The sequence below is a fragment of the Vreelandella neptunia genome (genome assembly GCF_034479615.1).
Lineage (GTDB): Bacteria > Pseudomonadota > Gammaproteobacteria > Pseudomonadales > Halomonadaceae > Vreelandella > Vreelandella neptunia.
On sequence record NZ_CP140255.1, the window covers coordinates 1,162,964 to 1,179,765 of the forward strand.

The window sequence follows — 16,802 nt, forward strand, 5'->3', positions numbered from 1 at the left end:
TTTTGAAGTCCTTCACTGGTGCATCTGACTATCGCCGTGGCCTAAGCTAAGAAAGGGCAAGGGGTAGCCTCTAAGGGGAGAGCTTGCTCATGGCATCGGTAGTTAGTGATTGGTCGTGAGCGCGTGTGGTGGCACGTTGCTGGTCTATGAGCCAGGTTAATCAGCCCATACGCAAAAGGCCACCCGAAGGTGGCCTTTGATCTTACTATCAAACGGGGATGATTTATTTTTTTGGGTAGTCCCGCTGGTCGTGGCCAATATAGAGCTGACGCGGGCGACCAATTTTGTAACTTTCGCTGAGCATTTCGTGCCAATGAGAGATCCAGCCAATAGTGCGCGATACTGCGAAGATCACGGTGAACATATTGGTTGGGATACCCATGGCTTTCAAAATGATGCCTGAGTAGAAATCCACGTTGGGGTACAGCTTACGCTCAATGAAGTACTCGTCTTCAAGGGCGATTTGCTCAAGACGCTTAGCGATTTTGAGCTGCGGGTCGTCGGCCATGCCAAGCTCTGCAAGAACTTCGTCGCAGGTCTCTTTCATTACCTTGGCGCGCGGGTCAAAGTTGCGATAAACGCGGTGACCAAAGCCCATCAGCTTGAACGGGTCGTCCTTATCCTTGGCTTTATCAACAAAGCGCTGGATGTTCTCTTCGGAGTCTTCACCGATTTCGTCAAGCATGGCCAGCACGGCTTCGTTTGCGCCGCCGTGAGCGGGGCCCCAAAGTGCCGCGATACCTGCGCTAATACAAGCGAATGGGTTGGCGCCCGTGGAGCCTGCTAGGCGTACAGTTGAGGTAGAGGCGTTCTGCTCATGATCCGCATGCAACATAAAGATGCGATCCATGGCTTTCGCGTATACCGGGTTGATTTTGTACTCTTCGCAAGGGTTACTGAACATCATGTAGAGGAAGTTCTCTGCATAGCTCAGATCGTTACGCGGATAGTTAAACGGCTGGCCCACATTATATTTGTGGGACATGGCCGCCAGCGTAGGCATTTTGGCAATCAGGCGAATCGCGCTAATGACACGATCTTCTTCTTGAGTAATGTCCATGTGGTCATGGTAGAAAGCCGCTAAGCCGCCTACTACGCCGCACAAGATAGACATCGGGTGCGCATCGCGGCGGAACCCTTTAAAGAAGTTATTGATTTGATCGTGAACCATGGTGTGGTTACGAATGCGCGATTCAAAATCTGCGTACTGCTCGTCGTTGGGCAGCTCACCAAATAGCAAGGTGTAGCACACCTCGACGAAATTAGACTCTTTGGCCAGTTGGTCGATGGGGTAGCCGCGATGAAGCAGTACGCCCTTGCCACCATCAATATAAGTGATGGCAGACTGGCAGGAAGAGGTGGCCATAAAGCCGGGGTCGTAGGTGAACAGGCCTTCCGCGCCTAAACCGCGTACGTCGATGACGTCGGGGCCAAGTGTGCCGGAATACATGGGTAGATCGATCGGTTTATCCAGACCGCCTACCGTCAATGTCGCTTTCCTGTCAGCCATGCTGGCCTCCTTTCGAATTCGGGTTGGGACGTAAAGTCATTGCTGCGCATACCGCGCCGGCGAAAAGGCTTGCCCACTATAGAAGCGTGCGACATTTTGTCAATTAGCCTAAGCGCTAGCTACAGGTTGTACAAATATTGTTGTTGTGGATAATTTTTGTATATGATGAAAAAGCCTAGATTATGGCGAAGCGTCAGAAGATTGACGATAGGCTAATATGATATGTTAACAGGCTTATCAAATTGCTAATCTACTGTCACTATAACCATGCTGCAGCGCAAAATCGACACAGGATGAAGACAATTTTCTTGCACCATAGTCGAGTTAGCCCTGAGTTCGGTTTGTAAGCGAGGGCGAAGGTTCTTATAATCCACGGCGCGCGACCGGCAGGTAGGTGGTCGTGCCCGACTTGGCAACGGCCGAGCCCCTTCCAGCAACCACCGCCCGCTCGGGCCATGCCCGACCTGTCGCAGAGCGGGCCAAGAGAGTGTGTACAAAGCCGTGAATAGCAAACGACCCGTAAACCTAGACCTTACTACGATACATTTCCCACTGCCGGCGCTGACGTCGATCACACACCGTATCACTGGTGTCATCCTGTTCGTTGGCTTGATTTTCGCTTTTTGGGCGCTGGGTAAATCCTTGTCATCTCCGGCGGGTTTCGACGCCGTTAGCGATGCTCTGGCCAATAATTTTTTGGCTAAATTGATTGCTTGGGGGCTGTTATCCGCACTGGCATTTCACTTTGTCGCAGGTATCAAACACCTGCTGATGGATGCCGACATTGGTGTAACCCTTGAGGGTGGCGTTAAAAAAGCGCAGATCACCGTCGTGGTCAGCGCCGTTCTGATTATTCTGGCAGGAGTTTGGGTATGGTAACCAACATTACAAGTTTTGGCCGTAGTGGGCTTTCTGACTGGCTGATGCAGCGCGTTTCTGCTGTTATTTTGGCCCTCTACACGGTCTTTATCGTTGCCTTCCTGCTGTTTAATCCGAACCTCGACTACTACGCGTGGAGCGGCCTATTCAGCCAGACGTGGATGCGGATTTTCTCGCTACTGGCTTTCGTCGCCATAGCGGCACACGCCTGGATCGGTCTGTGGACCGTTACCACCGACTATCTCAAGTCCACTCGCCTGCGCGTGGGTGCCCAAGCTGTCATCATTCTGGGCATTTTCGTGTACTTGGTGTGGGGCATTCAAATTTTGTGGGGAGCTTGATTACATGTCTAATCTGCGTAGCCTGACGTTTGACGCCATTATCATTGGTGGCGGTGGCTCTGGCCTGCGAGCCGCTCTGGAACTGGCGAAGTCCGGTAAAAAGACGGCCGTGTTATCGAAAGTTTTCCCGACCCGCTCTCACACCGTTTCTGCCCAGGGTGGTATCACCTGCGCTATCGCGTCTGATGATCCCAACGACGATTGGCGCTGGCACATGTACGACACCGTTAAAGGTGGCGATTATATCGCTGACCAGGACGCGGCTGAATATATGTGTTCCGAAGGTCCGAAAGCGGTATTTGAGCTTGAGCACATGGGGCTGCCGTTCTCGCGTTTAGATAACGGCCGCATTTATCAGCGCCCGTTCGGTGGCCAGTCGAAGAACTTTGGTGAAGGCGGCCAGGCGGCGCGTACCTGTGCAGCGGCTGACCGTACCGGGCATGCGCTGCTGCATACGCTCTACCAGAACAACCTGAAGAACAACACCGTGTTCCTCAACGAGTGGTACGCGGTGGATTTGGTCAAAAACGCCAGCGGTGATGTGGTCGGCTGTATTGCCATGTGCATCGAGACGGGCGAAGTGGTTCACGTTAAGTCCAAGGCCACGGTATTAGCCACTGGTGGTGCTGGTCGTATTTACGCTTCGACCACCAATGCGTTGATCAACACCGGTGACGGTATTGGTATGGCACTGCGTGCGGGCTTCCCGATGCAGGACATGGAAATGTGGCAGTTCCACCCGACCGGTATTTACGGCGCGGGCACGCTGGTCACAGAAGGCTGCCGCGGTGAGGGTGGCTACCTGATCAATAAAGACGGCGAGCGCTTCATGGAACGCTACGCGCCGAACGCCAAAGACTTGGCGGGCCGCGACGTTGTCGCCCGCTCGATGGTCATGGAAATTCTGGAAGGTCGCGGCTGCGGCGAGAAGGGCGACCACGTCTTCCTGAAGCTTGATCACCTGGGCGAAGAAGTTCTTGGCAAGCGCCTACCGGGTATTGTTGAGCTTTCTAAGACCTTCGCTCATATCGACCCGGCGAAAGATCCGATCCCGGTTGTACCGACTTGCCACTACATGATGGGCGGTATTCCGACCAATATTCATGGTCAGGCTATTACCATGGACGAAAACGGTAAGGATCATATCGTTAACGGCCTGTTTGCCTGTGGTGAAGCAGCGTGTGTATCGGTTCACGGTGCCAACCGCTTGGGCGGTAACTCACTGCTGGATCTGGTGGTCTTTGGTCGTGCCGCGGGTATGTTTATCGAAGGCGCGCTGAACGAAGGTATTGAGTATCTGGACGCTTCCGAGTCTGACATTGAGTCGGCCATGAAGCGGATCACGCGCTGGAACGAGTCTGAAGGTGGCGAAAGCATTCCTGAGCTGAAAGCAGAGCTTCAGGAAATCATGCAGACCTCTTTCGGCGTATTCCGCGAAGAGAAAAACATGCTGGAAGGCGTCGACAAGCTAGCGCTACTGCGCGAGCGCATCGCCAATGCCCACCTACCTGACAAGTCCAACGCCTTCAACACTGCCCGTGTAGAAGCACTGGAACTGGATAACTTGATGGAAGTGGCAGAAGCGACGGCGATCGCTGCCCTTGAGCGTAAAGAGAGCCGCGGCGCCCACTCGCGCTACGACTATCCAGACCGTGATGACGTCAACTGGCTGAAGCACTCGCTCTTCTTCCCGGCGACGAAAGAGCTGAAAAAACGCGACGTTAACTTCAAGCCGAAAACTGTTGATACGTTCGAGCCTAAGGTTCGTACCTACTAAACGCCGCATAGACGAGAGGGAGTCACTATGTCCAATCTTCAGGTATCCGTATACCGCTACAATCCGGAAACCGACTCCGCACCTTACATGCAGGAGTTTCAGGTCGATACCAAAGGCCGCGATGTGATGGTGCTGGATGTTCTTCATATGATGAAGGAGCAAGACAGCGGTTTGGCGTTTCGACGCAGTTGCCGTGAAGGTGTCTGCGGTTCTGACGGCATGAACATGAACGGCAAAAACGGCTTGGCGTGTATCACGCCGCTGTCAGACGTTGTGAAAAACAACAAGCTGACACTGCGTCCGCTGCCAGGCCTGCCGGTTATTCGCGATATGGTCGTGGATATGGGGCTGTTCTATAAACAGTACGAGCGTATTCAGCCGTACCTGCAGAACGACACGCCTGCGCCGGCCATTGAACGCCTGCAGTCGCCAGAAGAACGCGACAAGCTAGATGGCTTGTATGAGTGTATTCTATGCGCATGCTGTTCAACATCTTGCCCGTCGTTCTGGTGGAACCCAGAGAAGTTCGTTGGACCAGCCGGTTTGCTACAATCTTACCGCTTCCTGGCCGATTCACGTGACACGGCTACCAGCGAGCGGTTGAGCAACCTGGAAGACCCGTTCTCGGTATTCCGTTGCCGTGGCATCATGAACTGTGTAGCGGTTTGCCCAAAAGGCCTTAACCCTACTCGGGCGATTGGTAAAATTCGCGAAATGTTACTCGCTGATGCTACCTAAGCCTATGACATCTGAGTAAAAAAGCGTCTGCCACTTAAGTTGGGTGATAATGCCACTTAAATCATGACGCTTCGCTTGTTATCATAGGGTTTGTCACGCGGTGCGGCGTCACGTCGCACTGCTGATCAGACAAGTTTGAAAGCCGGTGCCTGAGGTACCGGCTTTCGAGCATGAACTGAAGACGAAACACTGAATGACCGCTAGAAACACAGTATGACCGCTAGATGTAACATCAAGCGTTAGATGAAGAATAGCTAGACGAACAGGGTTTCCGGCCGTTGGCCGGCGCCGCCGGCAAATGTCCCGCCCCGCCGGCAGGGCAATAGCGATGTCGCCGCATGTTTGCGACGATACCGATACCACCCCATCAGTGCAGGGTGACCGAGAGATGCAACAAGGCATAATGGAGTTGATGTGGCGTTCCTCTCACGTTAGTGGCGGCAATGTTCACTACGTGGAAGCGCTTTACGAGCAGTACCTCGCCGATCCTGAGTCTGTCCCTGACGAATGGCGCAGCTATTTTGACCAGTTGCCGCGTCCCGAGGGCAGTGCCTCCCACGATGTTCCACTTAGCCCCGTGCGTGATCAGTTCTACCAGTTGGGGCGCGAAAGTCGCCCGGGCCGGGTAGTCGCCGCTGCCGATAGCGGTGAAAACAAAAAGCAGGTAAAAGTCCTGCAGCTGATTAACGCTTACCGCTTCCGTGGCCATCAAAAGGCCAATATCGACCCGCTAGGACTGCGTAATCCCACCCCCGTCCCCGATCTCGATCTGTCCTTTCATCAGCTTTCCAAAGCTGACCTGGACACCGAGTTCCAAACCGGTTCTTTCTTTTTAGGTATCGACAAAGCGCCACTGCGTGACATCGTGGATGCGTTGGAGCGTACTTACTGCCGCTCCATCGGCTGCGAAATCATGCATATCGTCGATACGGAAGAGAAACGCTGGTTACAGCGGCGTTTTGAGTCGGTACGCAGTGCGCCTGATTTCAGTGCCGACGTGCGCAAGCACGTGCTGGAGCGCTTGACGGCCGCCGAAGGTTTGGAGAATTACCTGGCATCCAAGTATCCAGGTACCAAACGTTTTGGTCTTGAAGGCGGCGAATCGTTTGTGCCGATGATGGACGAACTTATCCAGCGTGCCGGTGGTTATGGCACCAAGGAAGTCGTCATTGGCATGGCGCACCGTGGCCGACTCAACCTGTTGGTCAATATTTTGGGAAAAAACCCAGCTGACTTGATTGATGAGTTCGACGGCAAGAAAGTCATCGAGCGCGGCTCAGGTGATGTGAAATACCACCAGGGTTTCAGTTCGAACGTCATGTCCCCAGGCGGCGAAGTCCATTTGGCGATGTCGTTTAACCCGTCGCACCTGGAAATTGTCGCACCTGTCGTAGAGGGCTCGGTGCGTGCCCGCCAAGATCGTCGTAACGACGAAGAGGGCAGCAAAGTGCTGCCGATCAACGTCCACGGCGATGCAGCGTTTGCCGGTCAAGGCGTGGTGATGGAGACATTCCAGATGTCCCAAACCCGTGCTTATAAAACCGGTGGCACCGTCCACATTGTGATTAACAACCAAGTGGGCTTCACCACCTCGCATCCATTGGATGCTCGCTCTACCGAATACTGCACTGATATTGCCAAGATGGTTCAAGCGCCTATTTTTCATGTCAATGGCGATGACCCGGACGCAGTGCTGCACGCCACCCAAGTAGCTCTTGATTACCGTCAGCAGTTTAAGAAAGACGTGGTGATCGATCTGGTCTGCTACCGTCGCCGTGGCCACAACGAAGCTGACGAGCCGTCAGGCACGCAGCCGATGATGTATGCCAAGATCAAAGATCACCCCTCTGCGCGCTCGCTGTATGCCAAGCGCTTGGTTGAACAGGGCGTGCTCTCTGAAGAGTCCGCCAAAGCGATGGTTGAAACCTATCGTGATGATCTAGTGGCAGGCAACCACGTTGCCAATGCATTGGTGCAAGAGCCTAACGCTTCGCTGTTCGTTGACTGGGCGCCTTACCTGGGCCACGAATGGTCTGGTGATGCCGACACGACGTTTGATATGAAGCGTCTGCAGCAGTTAGCGGCCCGCATGTGCGAGGTGCCGGATGGCGTCGACGTTCAGCGCCAAGTAGCCAAGATTTATGAAGATCGCCGTAAAATGCAGGCTGGCGGTCTGGCGCTTAACTGGGGCTTTGCGGAAACGCTTGCCTACGCCACCCTGCTCGATCAAGGCCATCCGATTCGGATTACCGGGCAAGACGTGGGCCGCGGTACTTTCTCCCACCGCCATGCGGTGGTGCATAACCAGAAAGATGGCACCACTTATGTTCCGCTGCAGAACATGGCCGATGGTCAGCCGCGTTTCACCATTCATGACTCCTTCCTTTCCGAAGAAGCGGTGCTGGCGTTTGAGTACGGCTACTCAACCACTGCGCCGAATGACTTGGTGATCTGGGAAGCTCAGTTTGGTGACTTCTTCAACGGCGCCCAGGTGGTCGTGGATCAGTTCATCTCGTCGGGCGAAACGAAGTGGGGTCGGGTGTGTGGTTTAACCATGCTGTTGCCACACGGCTACGAAGGCCAGGGCCCTGAGCACTCTTCGGCACGCCTGGAGCGCTTCCTGCAAATGTGTGCCGAGCACAACATGCAGGTCTGCGTCCCCACTACGCCTGCGCAGATTTATCATCTACTGCGTCGTCAGGTGATTCGTCCGCTGCGTAAGCCGCTAGTGGTGATGACACCTAAATCGCTGCTGCGTCATAAAGAAGCGATTTCGAGCCTTGAAGATCTGGCCCACGGCAAGTTCCACATGGTGCTCGCCGACCAGGCAGATCTGGCGCCGGAGAAGGTCACACGCGTTGTGCTATGTGCTGGCAAGGTCTACTACGACTTAGCCGCTTGGCGCGCTGAGAATGAGCGTCATGACACGGCAGTTGTGCGTATTGAGCAGCTATACCCCTTCCCGAAAGAAGAGCTACTGGAAGCGCTGCAAGACTATACCAACATAGAGGACATTGTGTGGTGCCAGGAAGAGCCGCTTAATCAGGGCGCTTGGTACTCCAGTCAGCACAATATGCGTGCAGTGGCCGATATGCTGAAAGATGGCCTTGGCCGCGAGTTGAAATTTGCAGGACGTCCTGCCTCTGCTGCTCCGGCAGCTGGCTATATGTCCGTCCACACTGAACAGCAGCGCCAGCTGGTGGAAGACGCTTTTAATTTATAAGCGACCACCGGATTTAGAGAACATATAAGGGAAACGACATGGCTACTGAGATCAAAGCGCCAACCTTTCCGGAATCCGTTGCCGAAGGCACAGTGGCGGCGTGGCATAAAAAGCCGGGTGACAGCGTTGAGCGTGACGAGCTGATTGTTGAGATCGAAACCGACAAAGTGGTGCTGGAAGTCGTCGCACCGGAAGCGGGTACCCTGACCGACGTAATGGCCGAAGAGGGCGATACCGTTGAGTCAGAACAGGTGCTGGGCAAAATCGGCGAAGGCAGCGCGTCTGGCAGCCAAAAAGAAGAGAAATCTTCTGGCGATGACAGCGCTGAAAAATCTGAAGAGAAATCTGAAGGTAAGAAAGAAGAGAAAAAAGCCAGCGGTGGCGGCAAGCAACACGACGTAAAAGCCCCCAGCTTCCCTGAGTCGATCCAGGAAGGCACGGTAGCGACCTGGCACAAAAAAGTCGGCGAAGCGGTGAAGCGCGATGACGTGCTGGCCGACATCGAAACCGATAAGGTTGTGCTGGAAGTGGTCGCTCCGGCCGATGGTGCCCTGGCTGAAATTAAAGCCGAAGAGGGAAGCCAGGTTGAATCCGAAGCGATTCTCGCGACTTTCACCGAAGGTGCCGGTGGTGACAGCGGTAGCGAGAGCGGTGGCGATTCAGCGTCCGCGAAATCAGACAGCAGCGATGACGATGGCCCCGATGAAAAAGTCGGTGACAAAATCCTCGCCCCAGCCGCACGTAAAATGGTTGCCGAGCACGACCTGGACGTTGCCAAGATTAATGGCACCGGCAAAGGTGGCCGCATATTGAAAGAAGACGTGCAAAAAGCGGTAAAAGACGGTTCCGCCAAGAAAGCTGCGAAATCGGCCGCACCGGCGAAAGCCGCCGCTGCACCGGCTGCCGAGGGTGAGCGCATCGAGAAGCGCGTACCTATGAGTCGTCTGCGTCAGACCATCGCCAAGCGCTTGGTTCAGGCGCAGCAAACCGCGGCGATGCTGACCACTTACAACGAAGTGGACATGACTGAGATCATGGCCCTACGTGCGCAGTACAAAGAGACTTTCTTAAAAGCTCACGATATCAAGCTGGGCTTTATGGGCTTCTTTGTAAAAGCGGCGTCAGAAGCGCTCAAGCGATTCCCGGACGTTAACGCCTCTATCGACGGCACCGACATCGTTTATCACGGTTACCAGGATATCGGCGTAGCGGTCTCCACCGACCGTGGTTTGGTCGTGCCGGTACTGCGTGACACCGACAGCATGAAAATTGCTGACGTCGAGCGTAAGATTGTCGATTTCGGTAAGCGTGGTCGTGACGGTAAGTTGGGCATGGACGACATGATCGGCGGCACCTTTACCATCACCAATGGCGGCACCTTCGGTTCGTTGATGTCGACCCCGATCATCAATCCGCCGCAAACCGCTATTCTGGGCATGCACAAAATCCAGGATCGTCCGATGGCAGTCAACGGCAAGGTCGAGATTCGTCCGATGATGTATCTGGCACTCTCATATGACCACCGCATGATCGACGGCAAAGACGCCGTTCAATTCTTGGTTACTCTCAAAGAGTTGCTGGAAGACCCGGCTCGTCTGCTGCTGGATGTCTAAAGCATAAGCGTCGTATTTATTGAAATAGTGATTCAGTACGCTACTGCTTAACCAGGATTTATCTGCAATCGCACTTAGCCTCCCGCCCGGTTTTAGTCAATAACGGGGGGAGGTCAGCAAGCTAAAGGAGCCAACATGGCTGATAAGTTTGATGTGATCGTTATCGGTGCCGGCCCTGGTGGTTACGTTGCCGCCATTCGTGCTGCACAGATGGGCCTAAAAGCGGCCTGTATTGAAAAATGGATTGGTAAAGAGGGCAATGTTGTCCACGGTGGCACCTGCTTGAACGTGGGCTGCATCCCGTCTAAAGCACTGCTTGAAGCCTCCCACAAGTTCGTTGAAGCCAAGCACGATTTCGACGATATGGGCATTCAGGCTGGCGACGTATCCATGGACGTCACCAAGATGATGGCGCGCAAGGACAAGATCGTTAAGAACTTGACCGGCGGCATTTCAGGTCTGTTCAAGGCCAACGGCGTTACCGCCATCGAAGGTACCGGTAAAGTGGTTTCCGGCAAGCAGGTTGAAGTCACCGACAACGACGGCAATACCACTACCTATGATGCCGACAACATCGTTATCGCTGCGGGCTCAGTACCGGTGGAAATTCCTCCGACCCCGCTGACCGAAGGCCTGATTGTCGACTCTACCGGCGCGCTGGAATTCACCGAAACACCGAAGCGTTTAGGCGTGATCGGTGCCGGTATCATCGGTCTTGAGCTGGGTAGCGTCTGGAATCGCCTGGGCTCTGAAGTTACCGTACTTGAAGCTATGGACTCCTTCCTGCCGATGGTGGATACCACCGTCGCAAAAGAGACGCAGAAACTGCTCAAGAAGCAAGGCCTGGATATCAAACTGGGTGCTCGCGTCACCGGATCGGAAACTAACGGTGAAGAGGTTATCGTTAAGTACACCGACTCAAATGGTGAGCAAGAGATGACCTTCGACAAACTTATCGTTTGTGTCGGCCGTCGCCCCTACACCAAAGGTGTCATCGCTGATGGTGTCAGCATCGAGTTAGATGAGCGTGGCTTCATCTTTGTTGACGACCAGTGCCGTACCAACGTCCCGGGCGTTTACGCCATCGGTGACTGTGTACGCGGTCCGATGCTGGCGCACAAAGCGTCTGAAGAAGGCATCATGGTGGCGGATATCATCGCTGGCCATAAAGCAGAGATGAACTACGACACCATTCCTAGCGTTATTTATACCTACCCGGAAGTTGCATGGGTCGGTATGACTGAGCAGGACGCCAAAGCGAAAGGCATCGAAGTCAAAACCGGTACTTTCCCGTTCGCGGCCAGTGGCCGTGCAATGGCGAACAACGCCACCGAAGGCAGCGCCAAAATCATCGCCGATGCGGAAACTGACCGCATTCTCGGTATGCACATCGTGGGTCAACACGCTGGCGAGATGATTGCCCAAGGCGTGATTGCCATGGAATTCGGCTCTAGCGCCGAAGATCTGGCGTTGACCTGCTACGCGCACCCGACCATGTCGGAAGCTGTTCACGAAGCAGCGCTTGCGGTGGAAGGCCACGCGATTCATATGGCCAATCGTAAGAAGCGTAAGTAATTCAGTAAGTAACAACGAAGCGCCACCTTTTAATGGTGGCGCAAACTTTCGGCTTTGTCTTAATCCACAAAGATCGAAAGAACGGGGATGGCCAGTTCTTTTAAGACTGTTCTTAAAAAAAGCTGATCATCGTTCGAGTCACATGCAACCAATGGCATGAATCGATGAATCTTCACGAGTATCAAGGTAAACAGCTGTTTGCCGACTATGGTCTACCAGTGTCTAAAGGCTTTGCAGTCGACACGCCCGAAGAAGCGGAAGAGGCTTGCAAAAAAATCGGTGGTGACATGTGGGTGGTTAAAGCCCAGGTGCACGCCGGTGGCCGTGGTAAAGCGGGTGGCGTTAAGCTGATTAAAGACCCGGCAGAAGCCAAAGCATTTGCTGAGCAGTGGCTAGGTAAAAACCTGGTAACCTTCCAGACTGACGAAAAAGGTCAGCCGGTTGCCAAGATTTTAGTTGAAACCTGCACTGACATCGCCGACGAGCTGTATCTCGGTGCCGTTGTCGACCGTACCACCCGTCGTGTTGTCTTCATGGCCTCTACTGAAGGCGGTGTTGAGATCGAGACGGTTGCGGAAGAGACTCCGGAAAAGATTCTGAAAGCTGAAATCGATCCGCTGGTCGGCGCTCAGCCGTACCAAGCGCGTGAGCTAGCCTTTGCTCTGGGCCTGAAAGGTGACCAGATCAAACAGTTCACCAAGATTTTCTTAGGTCTGTCTCAGTTGTTCCACGACAAAGACCTGGCGCTGTTGGAAATTAACCCGCTGGTTGTTACCGACGAAGGCAATCTGCACTGCCTCGACGCCAAACTTGGCCTGGATAGCAACGCACTGTACCGTCACCCCGACCTGCAGGCCATGCGTGATCCTTCGCAAGAAGATCAGCGCGAAGCCGATGCGGCGAAGTGGGAACTTAACTATGTCGCACTGGATGGCAACATCGGCTGCATGGTTAACGGCGCAGGCTTGGCCATGGGCACCATGGACATCGTCAACCTGAGCGGCGGCAAGCCCGCTAACTTCTTGGACGTTGGCGGCGGTGCCACCAAGGAGCGCGTTGCAGAAGCGTTCAAAATCATCCTCTCTGACGACAACGTTAAAGCCGTACTGGTTAACATTTTCGGCGGTATTGTACGTTGCGACATGATTGCTGAAGGCATTATCGGTGCCGTTGAGCAAGTAGGCGTCAATGTACCGGTTGTCGTACGTCTGGAAGGTAACAACGCCGAACTGGGTGCTGAAAAACTAGCATCTAGCGGTTTGAACATCATCGCGGCTACTAGTCTGACCGACGCGGCTCAGCAGGTCGTTAAAGCGGCGGAGGGCAAGTAATGAGCATCCTGATCGATAAGAACACCAAGGTCATCTGCCAGGGCTTTACCGGTGGCCAAGGCACGTTCCACTCCGAGCAGGCGATTGCCTACGGCACGCAAATGGTCGGTGGTGTTACGCCGGGTAAAGGCGGCCAGGAGCACCTCGGTCTGCCCGTTTTCAACACTGTGAAAGAAGCGGTAGAGAAAACCGGCGCGGAAGCCAGCGTTATCTACGTACCGGCGCCGTTCTGTAAAGACTCAATCCTTGAAGCGGCCAACGCCGGTATCAAGCTGATTGTGTGCATCACTGAAGGCATCGCCACGCTAGACATGCTCGAAGCCAAAGTGAAGTGCGACGAGCTGGGCGTACGCCTGATCGGCCCGAACTGTCCAGGTGTTATCACTCCGGGCGAATGCAAAATCGGCATCATGCCGGGTCACATTCACCAGCCGGGCCGCGTAGGCATCGTATCTCGCTCTGGTACCCTGACCTATGAAGCCGTTAAGCAGACCACTGATCACGGTTTTGGTCAGTCTACCTGTGTAGGTATCGGCGGTGACCCGATTCCGGGTTCTAACTTCATCGACATCCTTGAGATGTTCGAGAAGGATCCGAAAACCGAAGCCATCGTTATGATCGGTGAAATCGGCGGTACGGCTGAAGAAGAAGCGGCAGCTTACATCAAAGCTAATGTTTCCAAGCCCGTGGTTTCCTACATTGCCGGTGTGACTGCACCTCCTGGCAAGCGTATGGGCCACGCGGGCGCAATCATCTCTGGCGGTAAAGGCACCGCTGACGAGAAGTTTGCTGCTCTTGAAGACGCCGGTGTTAAAACCGTGCGCTCTTTGGCTGAAATCGGTGATGCGCTGAAAGAAGTCACCGGCTGGTAAGCCATTGACGTTTAGCTGCACGCTATAAGGGCGCCCCGAGGGGCGCCCTTATTCATTCCTGCACATTTAATGTTGTTCTGGATAATGTTTCTATGGCTAATGTTGCTATGGCGTCGGTGAGCGGCGCAGCATTCGGTAGCTATACAGCACAAACAGCGGTGCGCCTGCCGCCAAATATAAATGGTAGCTGACCAACCGCCACACCAGAACCGCTGCAGCGGCCTGTTCGCGCTCCATTAGCGGCAGCAACAGGCTACCCACGCCTACCTCAGCGGCACCCGCGCCGCCGGGCAGAAAACTAAATTGGCTGGCTGCCATCGCCAGCATTTGCGTTAAAAACGTCCACATCCAATCTGCATGACCGCCTACCCCCAGCACTGCTAAATAGAGCAAGCTATAACGCATCAGCCAGTGTGCCGTCGTCAGCGCTAGCATGGCGATCAGTATACTGAGCGGGAGCTTAAGGGTGACCTTTAACGCATGCCGACAGCGCAAGAGGCGCCGTACGAGCCAGCGTCGCTGATATCGGCTTGGCCATGGCGTGTTCACACCGGGTGAGCGCAAGAGGCTGGGTAGATAACGCATTACGATAATCACCAGCGCTGCCATGAACGCTAATCCTACCAGTGCCCACTGCACAAGCGACTGATGTGGCCATTGGGTGTCGCTTAGCATTGAAAAGAGCACCAGACCGCTTAGCATGGCCAGGAAGAACAGTAAGTCGCAGCCTTGATCAATCAGGAACACTGCCGCGCCCTTGGCAGGCGGGAAACCGCGCCGTGCAAGCAACAACAACAGGGTCGCTGGGCCACCGCTGCCGCCTGGGGTGGCGCACAGGGCAAACTTGGACGCCAGTTCGATACCCAGCGCGCCGCGCTGGCCGAGCCTGCCCGCACGGCCACCCAGCATCAAACGTAGCCTTGCTGCATTCAGGTTCCAGCACAGAAAGGCCATCACCAGCATCAATAACAGCAGCCCAAGTGGGAAGTGTTTGACGCGCTGCAGTGCTTCAACGCCACCCAGCCAAGCGGTGAGCACTAGTGGTGCAATCAGCGCTAAGGCAATCATCACACCATGGATGGGTCGCCACTTCAGTAGCTGACGGCGACTAGTGGTGTTGGTGGAGTGCATACGGTTGGCTGCCGTGGCAAAGCTGCTGATAGTGCTCCAGCAGGGAATACATGACACCATCCCAGTTGAAGTGGCGCTCTACATGGCGGCGCGCATAGCGCCCACTGGCGGCGACATCATTACTGAACAGTGCCACGCACGCCTCTGCCATGGCAATGGGGTCAAGCGGTTTGCATAAAATACCCGCTCCCAGCGGCACGTTTTCTGCCAGCGCCCCAGCGCGCGCAGCGACTACCGGAATGCCACTGGCCATGGCTTCTTGAGCAATCAAGCCGAAGGTTTCGCGGGTGCCTGCGTGCAGTAGGGCATCGCTACTGGCCAGTGCTTTGGCTACCTCATGGGCGCCGCAACAGCGATCCACAATGGTAACGTTGCTGGGTACGTGATGTGGCATGCCGGGGCCCATTAGCAACAGATGGTAATCGCTGCCTAGCTTGCGCATCGTCGCCAGCAGTACATCAATATTTTTCTCGCGGGAGTAGCGCCCCACAAAGATCAGCAGCCTTTTCTCGCTGGGTATGCCCATGGTTTTGCAGAAAGTATCGTCACGCTGCTGGGGGTTAAATTGGGTTAAATCGACGCCCAACGGCTGAACGCGGACGTTATCGACGCCCCAATCCCTAAGCCGGTTAGCCATGGCGTTACAGGGCGCCAGCACGCTATCAAACTGGCTATAAAGCGTCGTGACATATCGGGTTAAGCGTTTCTCAACGAAGCGCCCAAAGCGGTCTCCCATCAGACGTGGGAGGTCGGAGTGATAGAAACCGACCACTGGCACACCGAGCCGTTGACCTGCCTCAAGTGCCGCCCAAGCGGTTACATAGGGGTCGCCTGCCTCAATAAGGTCTGGTTTTAGATCGACCAGGGCATCACGCCATGGCGAGCCTCGTAACGGAAAGCGATAGCCTTGACCTAAGGGCAGGTGTAACGCCGGTAAAGTGTGGTGGTCGCCCAAACTATCGCGCTCTGCTCCCGGAACCAGCAGGCTGGTTCGTAGCTGTGGGAGGTGTGAAAAAACGCGGTGTTTAGCCTGTAAGTAGGTACGCACACCGCCGCTGGCGGGGGCATGAAACATCGTCACATCGGCAATGTGCAATCTAACCTCCAACCCCAAAGAGTGTCATCGTTTCACCATAAAGGAGAAATAAGTCAGTTCAGCGACAACGGAGCCCGCTTTTTATTTTCTGTTATTCAAGTGTATTTGAGGTTTCGAGCTGGACTATTTCTCGGCATTGTCTATTCTAACCATCCATATGGATGCCATATGGATGTTATATGGATTCCATTTAGAGTTAATTGATGCGCGACCGGTATGTGATTGCCAGTTAGTAGGTATCAATAAGCGTTTTATGATGAGCAAAAGAGACATCACCTATGAGCGTGCACGAACTGCGCCGCAAAAGCGGCGACTCCAGCGAGAAGATCACCATCAATCTGGGGGTCGTTGACCTGGGGCAGATAGACCTGCTGGTTCAGGAGGGGTTTTACTCCAACCGAACCGATCTGATTCGCACCGCCATTCGCAACCAGTTGGTGACCCATGCCGAGGTCGTTAAAGAGACCGTCACCCGCAAGTCGTTTGTACTCGGGCTTGAGCACTATAGTCGTGCGGATCTAGAAGCCCTGCAGTCGGCAGGGGAGAAATTGCAGATTCAGGTTCTGGGTATGGCCAGTATTGCCGACGACGTTACGCCGGAGTTAGCTCTTGCCACCATCGAGTCGGTGGTCGTACTGGGCGCACTGCACGCTAGCAAAGCGGTCAAGGCCGCCCTGGCGGATCGAATCCACTGAATCACTCAATAGGGACATTGA

General features: G+C 54.5%; 13 protein-coding genes. 10 read left to right on the forward strand and 3 right to left on the reverse strand.

The window, feature by feature from the left end; genetic code table 11:
* Nucleotides 1-223: 223 nt before the first annotated feature.
* Nucleotides 224-1,510, reverse strand: coding sequence for a citrate synthase (gene gltA / locus SR894_RS05350; RefSeq protein ID WP_133731118.1), 1,287 nt, complete (start codon nucleotides 1,508-1,510; stop codon nucleotides 224-226).
* Between the two features lie 501 nt (nucleotides 1,511-2,011).
* Between gltA and sdhC the strand changes: the two genes are divergently transcribed.
* The 9 genes from sdhC (at nucleotide 2,012) to sucD (ending at nucleotide 13,859) form a co-directional block, all read left to right on the forward strand.
* Nucleotides 2,012-2,389 carry a succinate dehydrogenase, cytochrome b556 subunit gene (sdhC, locus tag SR894_RS05355; protein ID WP_196518187.1) on the forward strand — a complete coding sequence of 126 codons (378 nt, stop codon included), beginning with the start codon at nucleotides 2,012-2,014 and terminating at the stop codon, nucleotides 2,387-2,389.
* Nucleotides 2,383-2,730, forward strand: coding sequence for a succinate dehydrogenase, hydrophobic membrane anchor protein (gene sdhD / locus SR894_RS05360; RefSeq protein ID WP_035577578.1), 348 nt, complete (start codon nucleotides 2,383-2,385; stop codon nucleotides 2,728-2,730). The genes sdhC and sdhD overlap by 7 nt, the downstream gene beginning before the upstream one ends.
* A gap of 4 nt (nucleotides 2,731-2,734) precedes the next feature.
* The gene (sdhA, locus tag SR894_RS05365; RefSeq protein ID WP_223287809.1) at nucleotides 2,735-4,507 is read left to right on the forward strand and encodes a succinate dehydrogenase flavoprotein subunit; all 1,773 of its coding nucleotides are present in this window, start codon (nucleotides 2,735-2,737) and stop codon (nucleotides 4,505-4,507) included.
* A 27-nt stretch (nucleotides 4,508-4,534) separates the two neighbouring features.
* Nucleotides 4,535-5,245, forward strand: coding sequence for a succinate dehydrogenase iron-sulfur subunit (locus SR894_RS05370; RefSeq protein ID WP_009287296.1), 711 nt, complete (start codon nucleotides 4,535-4,537; stop codon nucleotides 5,243-5,245).
* Between the two features lie 388 nt (nucleotides 5,246-5,633).
* Nucleotides 5,634-8,468, forward strand: coding sequence for a 2-oxoglutarate dehydrogenase E1 component (locus SR894_RS05375; protein ID WP_133731354.1), 2,835 nt, complete (start codon nucleotides 5,634-5,636; stop codon nucleotides 8,466-8,468).
* A 38-nt stretch (nucleotides 8,469-8,506) separates the two neighbouring features.
* On the forward strand, nucleotides 8,507-10,081 hold the full coding sequence (odhB, locus tag SR894_RS05380) for a 2-oxoglutarate dehydrogenase complex dihydrolipoyllysine-residue succinyltransferase (protein WP_223287808.1): 1,575 nt from the start codon (nucleotides 8,507-8,509) through the stop codon (nucleotides 10,079-10,081).
* A gap of 135 nt (nucleotides 10,082-10,216) precedes the next feature.
* Nucleotides 10,217-11,656 (forward strand): dihydrolipoyl dehydrogenase, encoded by a 1,440-nt coding sequence (lpdA, locus tag SR894_RS05385; RefSeq protein ID WP_223287807.1) that lies wholly within the window; start codon nucleotides 10,217-10,219, stop codon nucleotides 11,654-11,656.
* Between the two features lie 164 nt (nucleotides 11,657-11,820).
* Nucleotides 11,821-12,987, forward strand: coding sequence for an ADP-forming succinate--CoA ligase subunit beta (gene sucC, locus SR894_RS05390; protein WP_088701079.1), 1,167 nt, complete (start codon nucleotides 11,821-11,823; stop codon nucleotides 12,985-12,987).
* Nucleotides 12,987-13,859, forward strand: a complete 873-nt coding sequence (sucD, locus tag SR894_RS05395) for a succinate--CoA ligase subunit alpha (protein WP_007111115.1) — start codon at nucleotides 12,987-12,989, stop codon at nucleotides 13,857-13,859. Before sucC ends, sucD begins: the two co-directional genes overlap by 1 nt.
* 105 nt (nucleotides 13,860-13,964) lie before the next feature.
* Here the strand turns inward: sucD and SR894_RS05400 are convergent, their stop codons facing one another.
* Nucleotides 13,965-14,990: a glucosaminyl phosphatidylglycerol flippase gene (locus SR894_RS05400; protein WP_223287806.1), complete on the reverse strand. Its 1,026-nt coding sequence runs from the start codon at nucleotides 14,988-14,990 to the stop codon at nucleotides 13,965-13,967.
* Nucleotides 14,968-16,086: an N-acetylglucosaminyl phosphatidylglycerol synthase gene (locus SR894_RS05405; RefSeq protein WP_223287805.1), complete on the reverse strand. Its 1,119-nt coding sequence runs from the start codon at nucleotides 16,084-16,086 to the stop codon at nucleotides 14,968-14,970. The genes SR894_RS05400 and SR894_RS05405 overlap by 23 nt, the downstream gene beginning before the upstream one ends.
* Before the next feature lie 278 nt (nucleotides 16,087-16,364).
* On the opposite strand from SR894_RS05405, the gene SR894_RS05410 reads away from it, so the two are divergent.
* Nucleotides 16,365-16,781 carry a CopG family transcriptional regulator gene (locus SR894_RS05410; protein ID WP_133731112.1) on the forward strand — a complete coding sequence of 139 codons (417 nt, stop codon included), beginning with the start codon at nucleotides 16,365-16,367 and terminating at the stop codon, nucleotides 16,779-16,781.
* Nucleotides 16,782-16,802: the final 21 nt, after the last annotated feature.

Excerpts from the sequence above, each read along its gene's own strand:
- gltA (WP_133731118.1), bottom strand. The coding sequence starts at position 1,510 with ATGGCTGACAGGAAAGCGACATTGACGGTAGGCGGTCTGGATAAACCG.
- sdhD (WP_035577578.1), top strand. The coding sequence starts at position 2,383 with ATGGTAACCAACATTACAAGTTTTGGCCGTAGTGGGCTTTCTGACTGG.
- sdhA (WP_223287809.1), top strand. The coding sequence starts at position 2,735 with ATGTCTAATCTGCGTAGCCTGACGTTTGACGCCATTATCATTGGTGGC.
- SR894_RS05370 (WP_009287296.1), top strand. The coding sequence starts at position 4,535 with ATGTCCAATCTTCAGGTATCCGTATACCGCTACAATCCGGAAACCGAC.
- SR894_RS05375 (WP_133731354.1), top strand. The coding sequence starts at position 5,634 with ATGCAACAAGGCATAATGGAGTTGATGTGGCGTTCCTCTCACGTTAGT.
- odhB (WP_223287808.1), top strand. The coding sequence starts at position 8,507 with ATGGCTACTGAGATCAAAGCGCCAACCTTTCCGGAATCCGTTGCCGAA.
- lpdA (WP_223287807.1), top strand. The coding sequence starts at position 10,217 with ATGGCTGATAAGTTTGATGTGATCGTTATCGGTGCCGGCCCTGGTGGT.
- sucC (WP_088701079.1), top strand. The coding sequence starts at position 11,821 with ATGAATCTTCACGAGTATCAAGGTAAACAGCTGTTTGCCGACTATGGT.
- sucD (WP_007111115.1), top strand. The coding sequence starts at position 12,987 with ATGAGCATCCTGATCGATAAGAACACCAAGGTCATCTGCCAGGGCTTT.
- SR894_RS05400 (WP_223287806.1), bottom strand. The coding sequence starts at position 14,990 with ATGCACTCCACCAACACCACTAGTCGCCGTCAGCTACTGAAGTGGCGA.
- SR894_RS05410 (WP_133731112.1), top strand. The coding sequence starts at position 16,365 with ATGAGCGTGCACGAACTGCGCCGCAAAAGCGGCGACTCCAGCGAGAAG.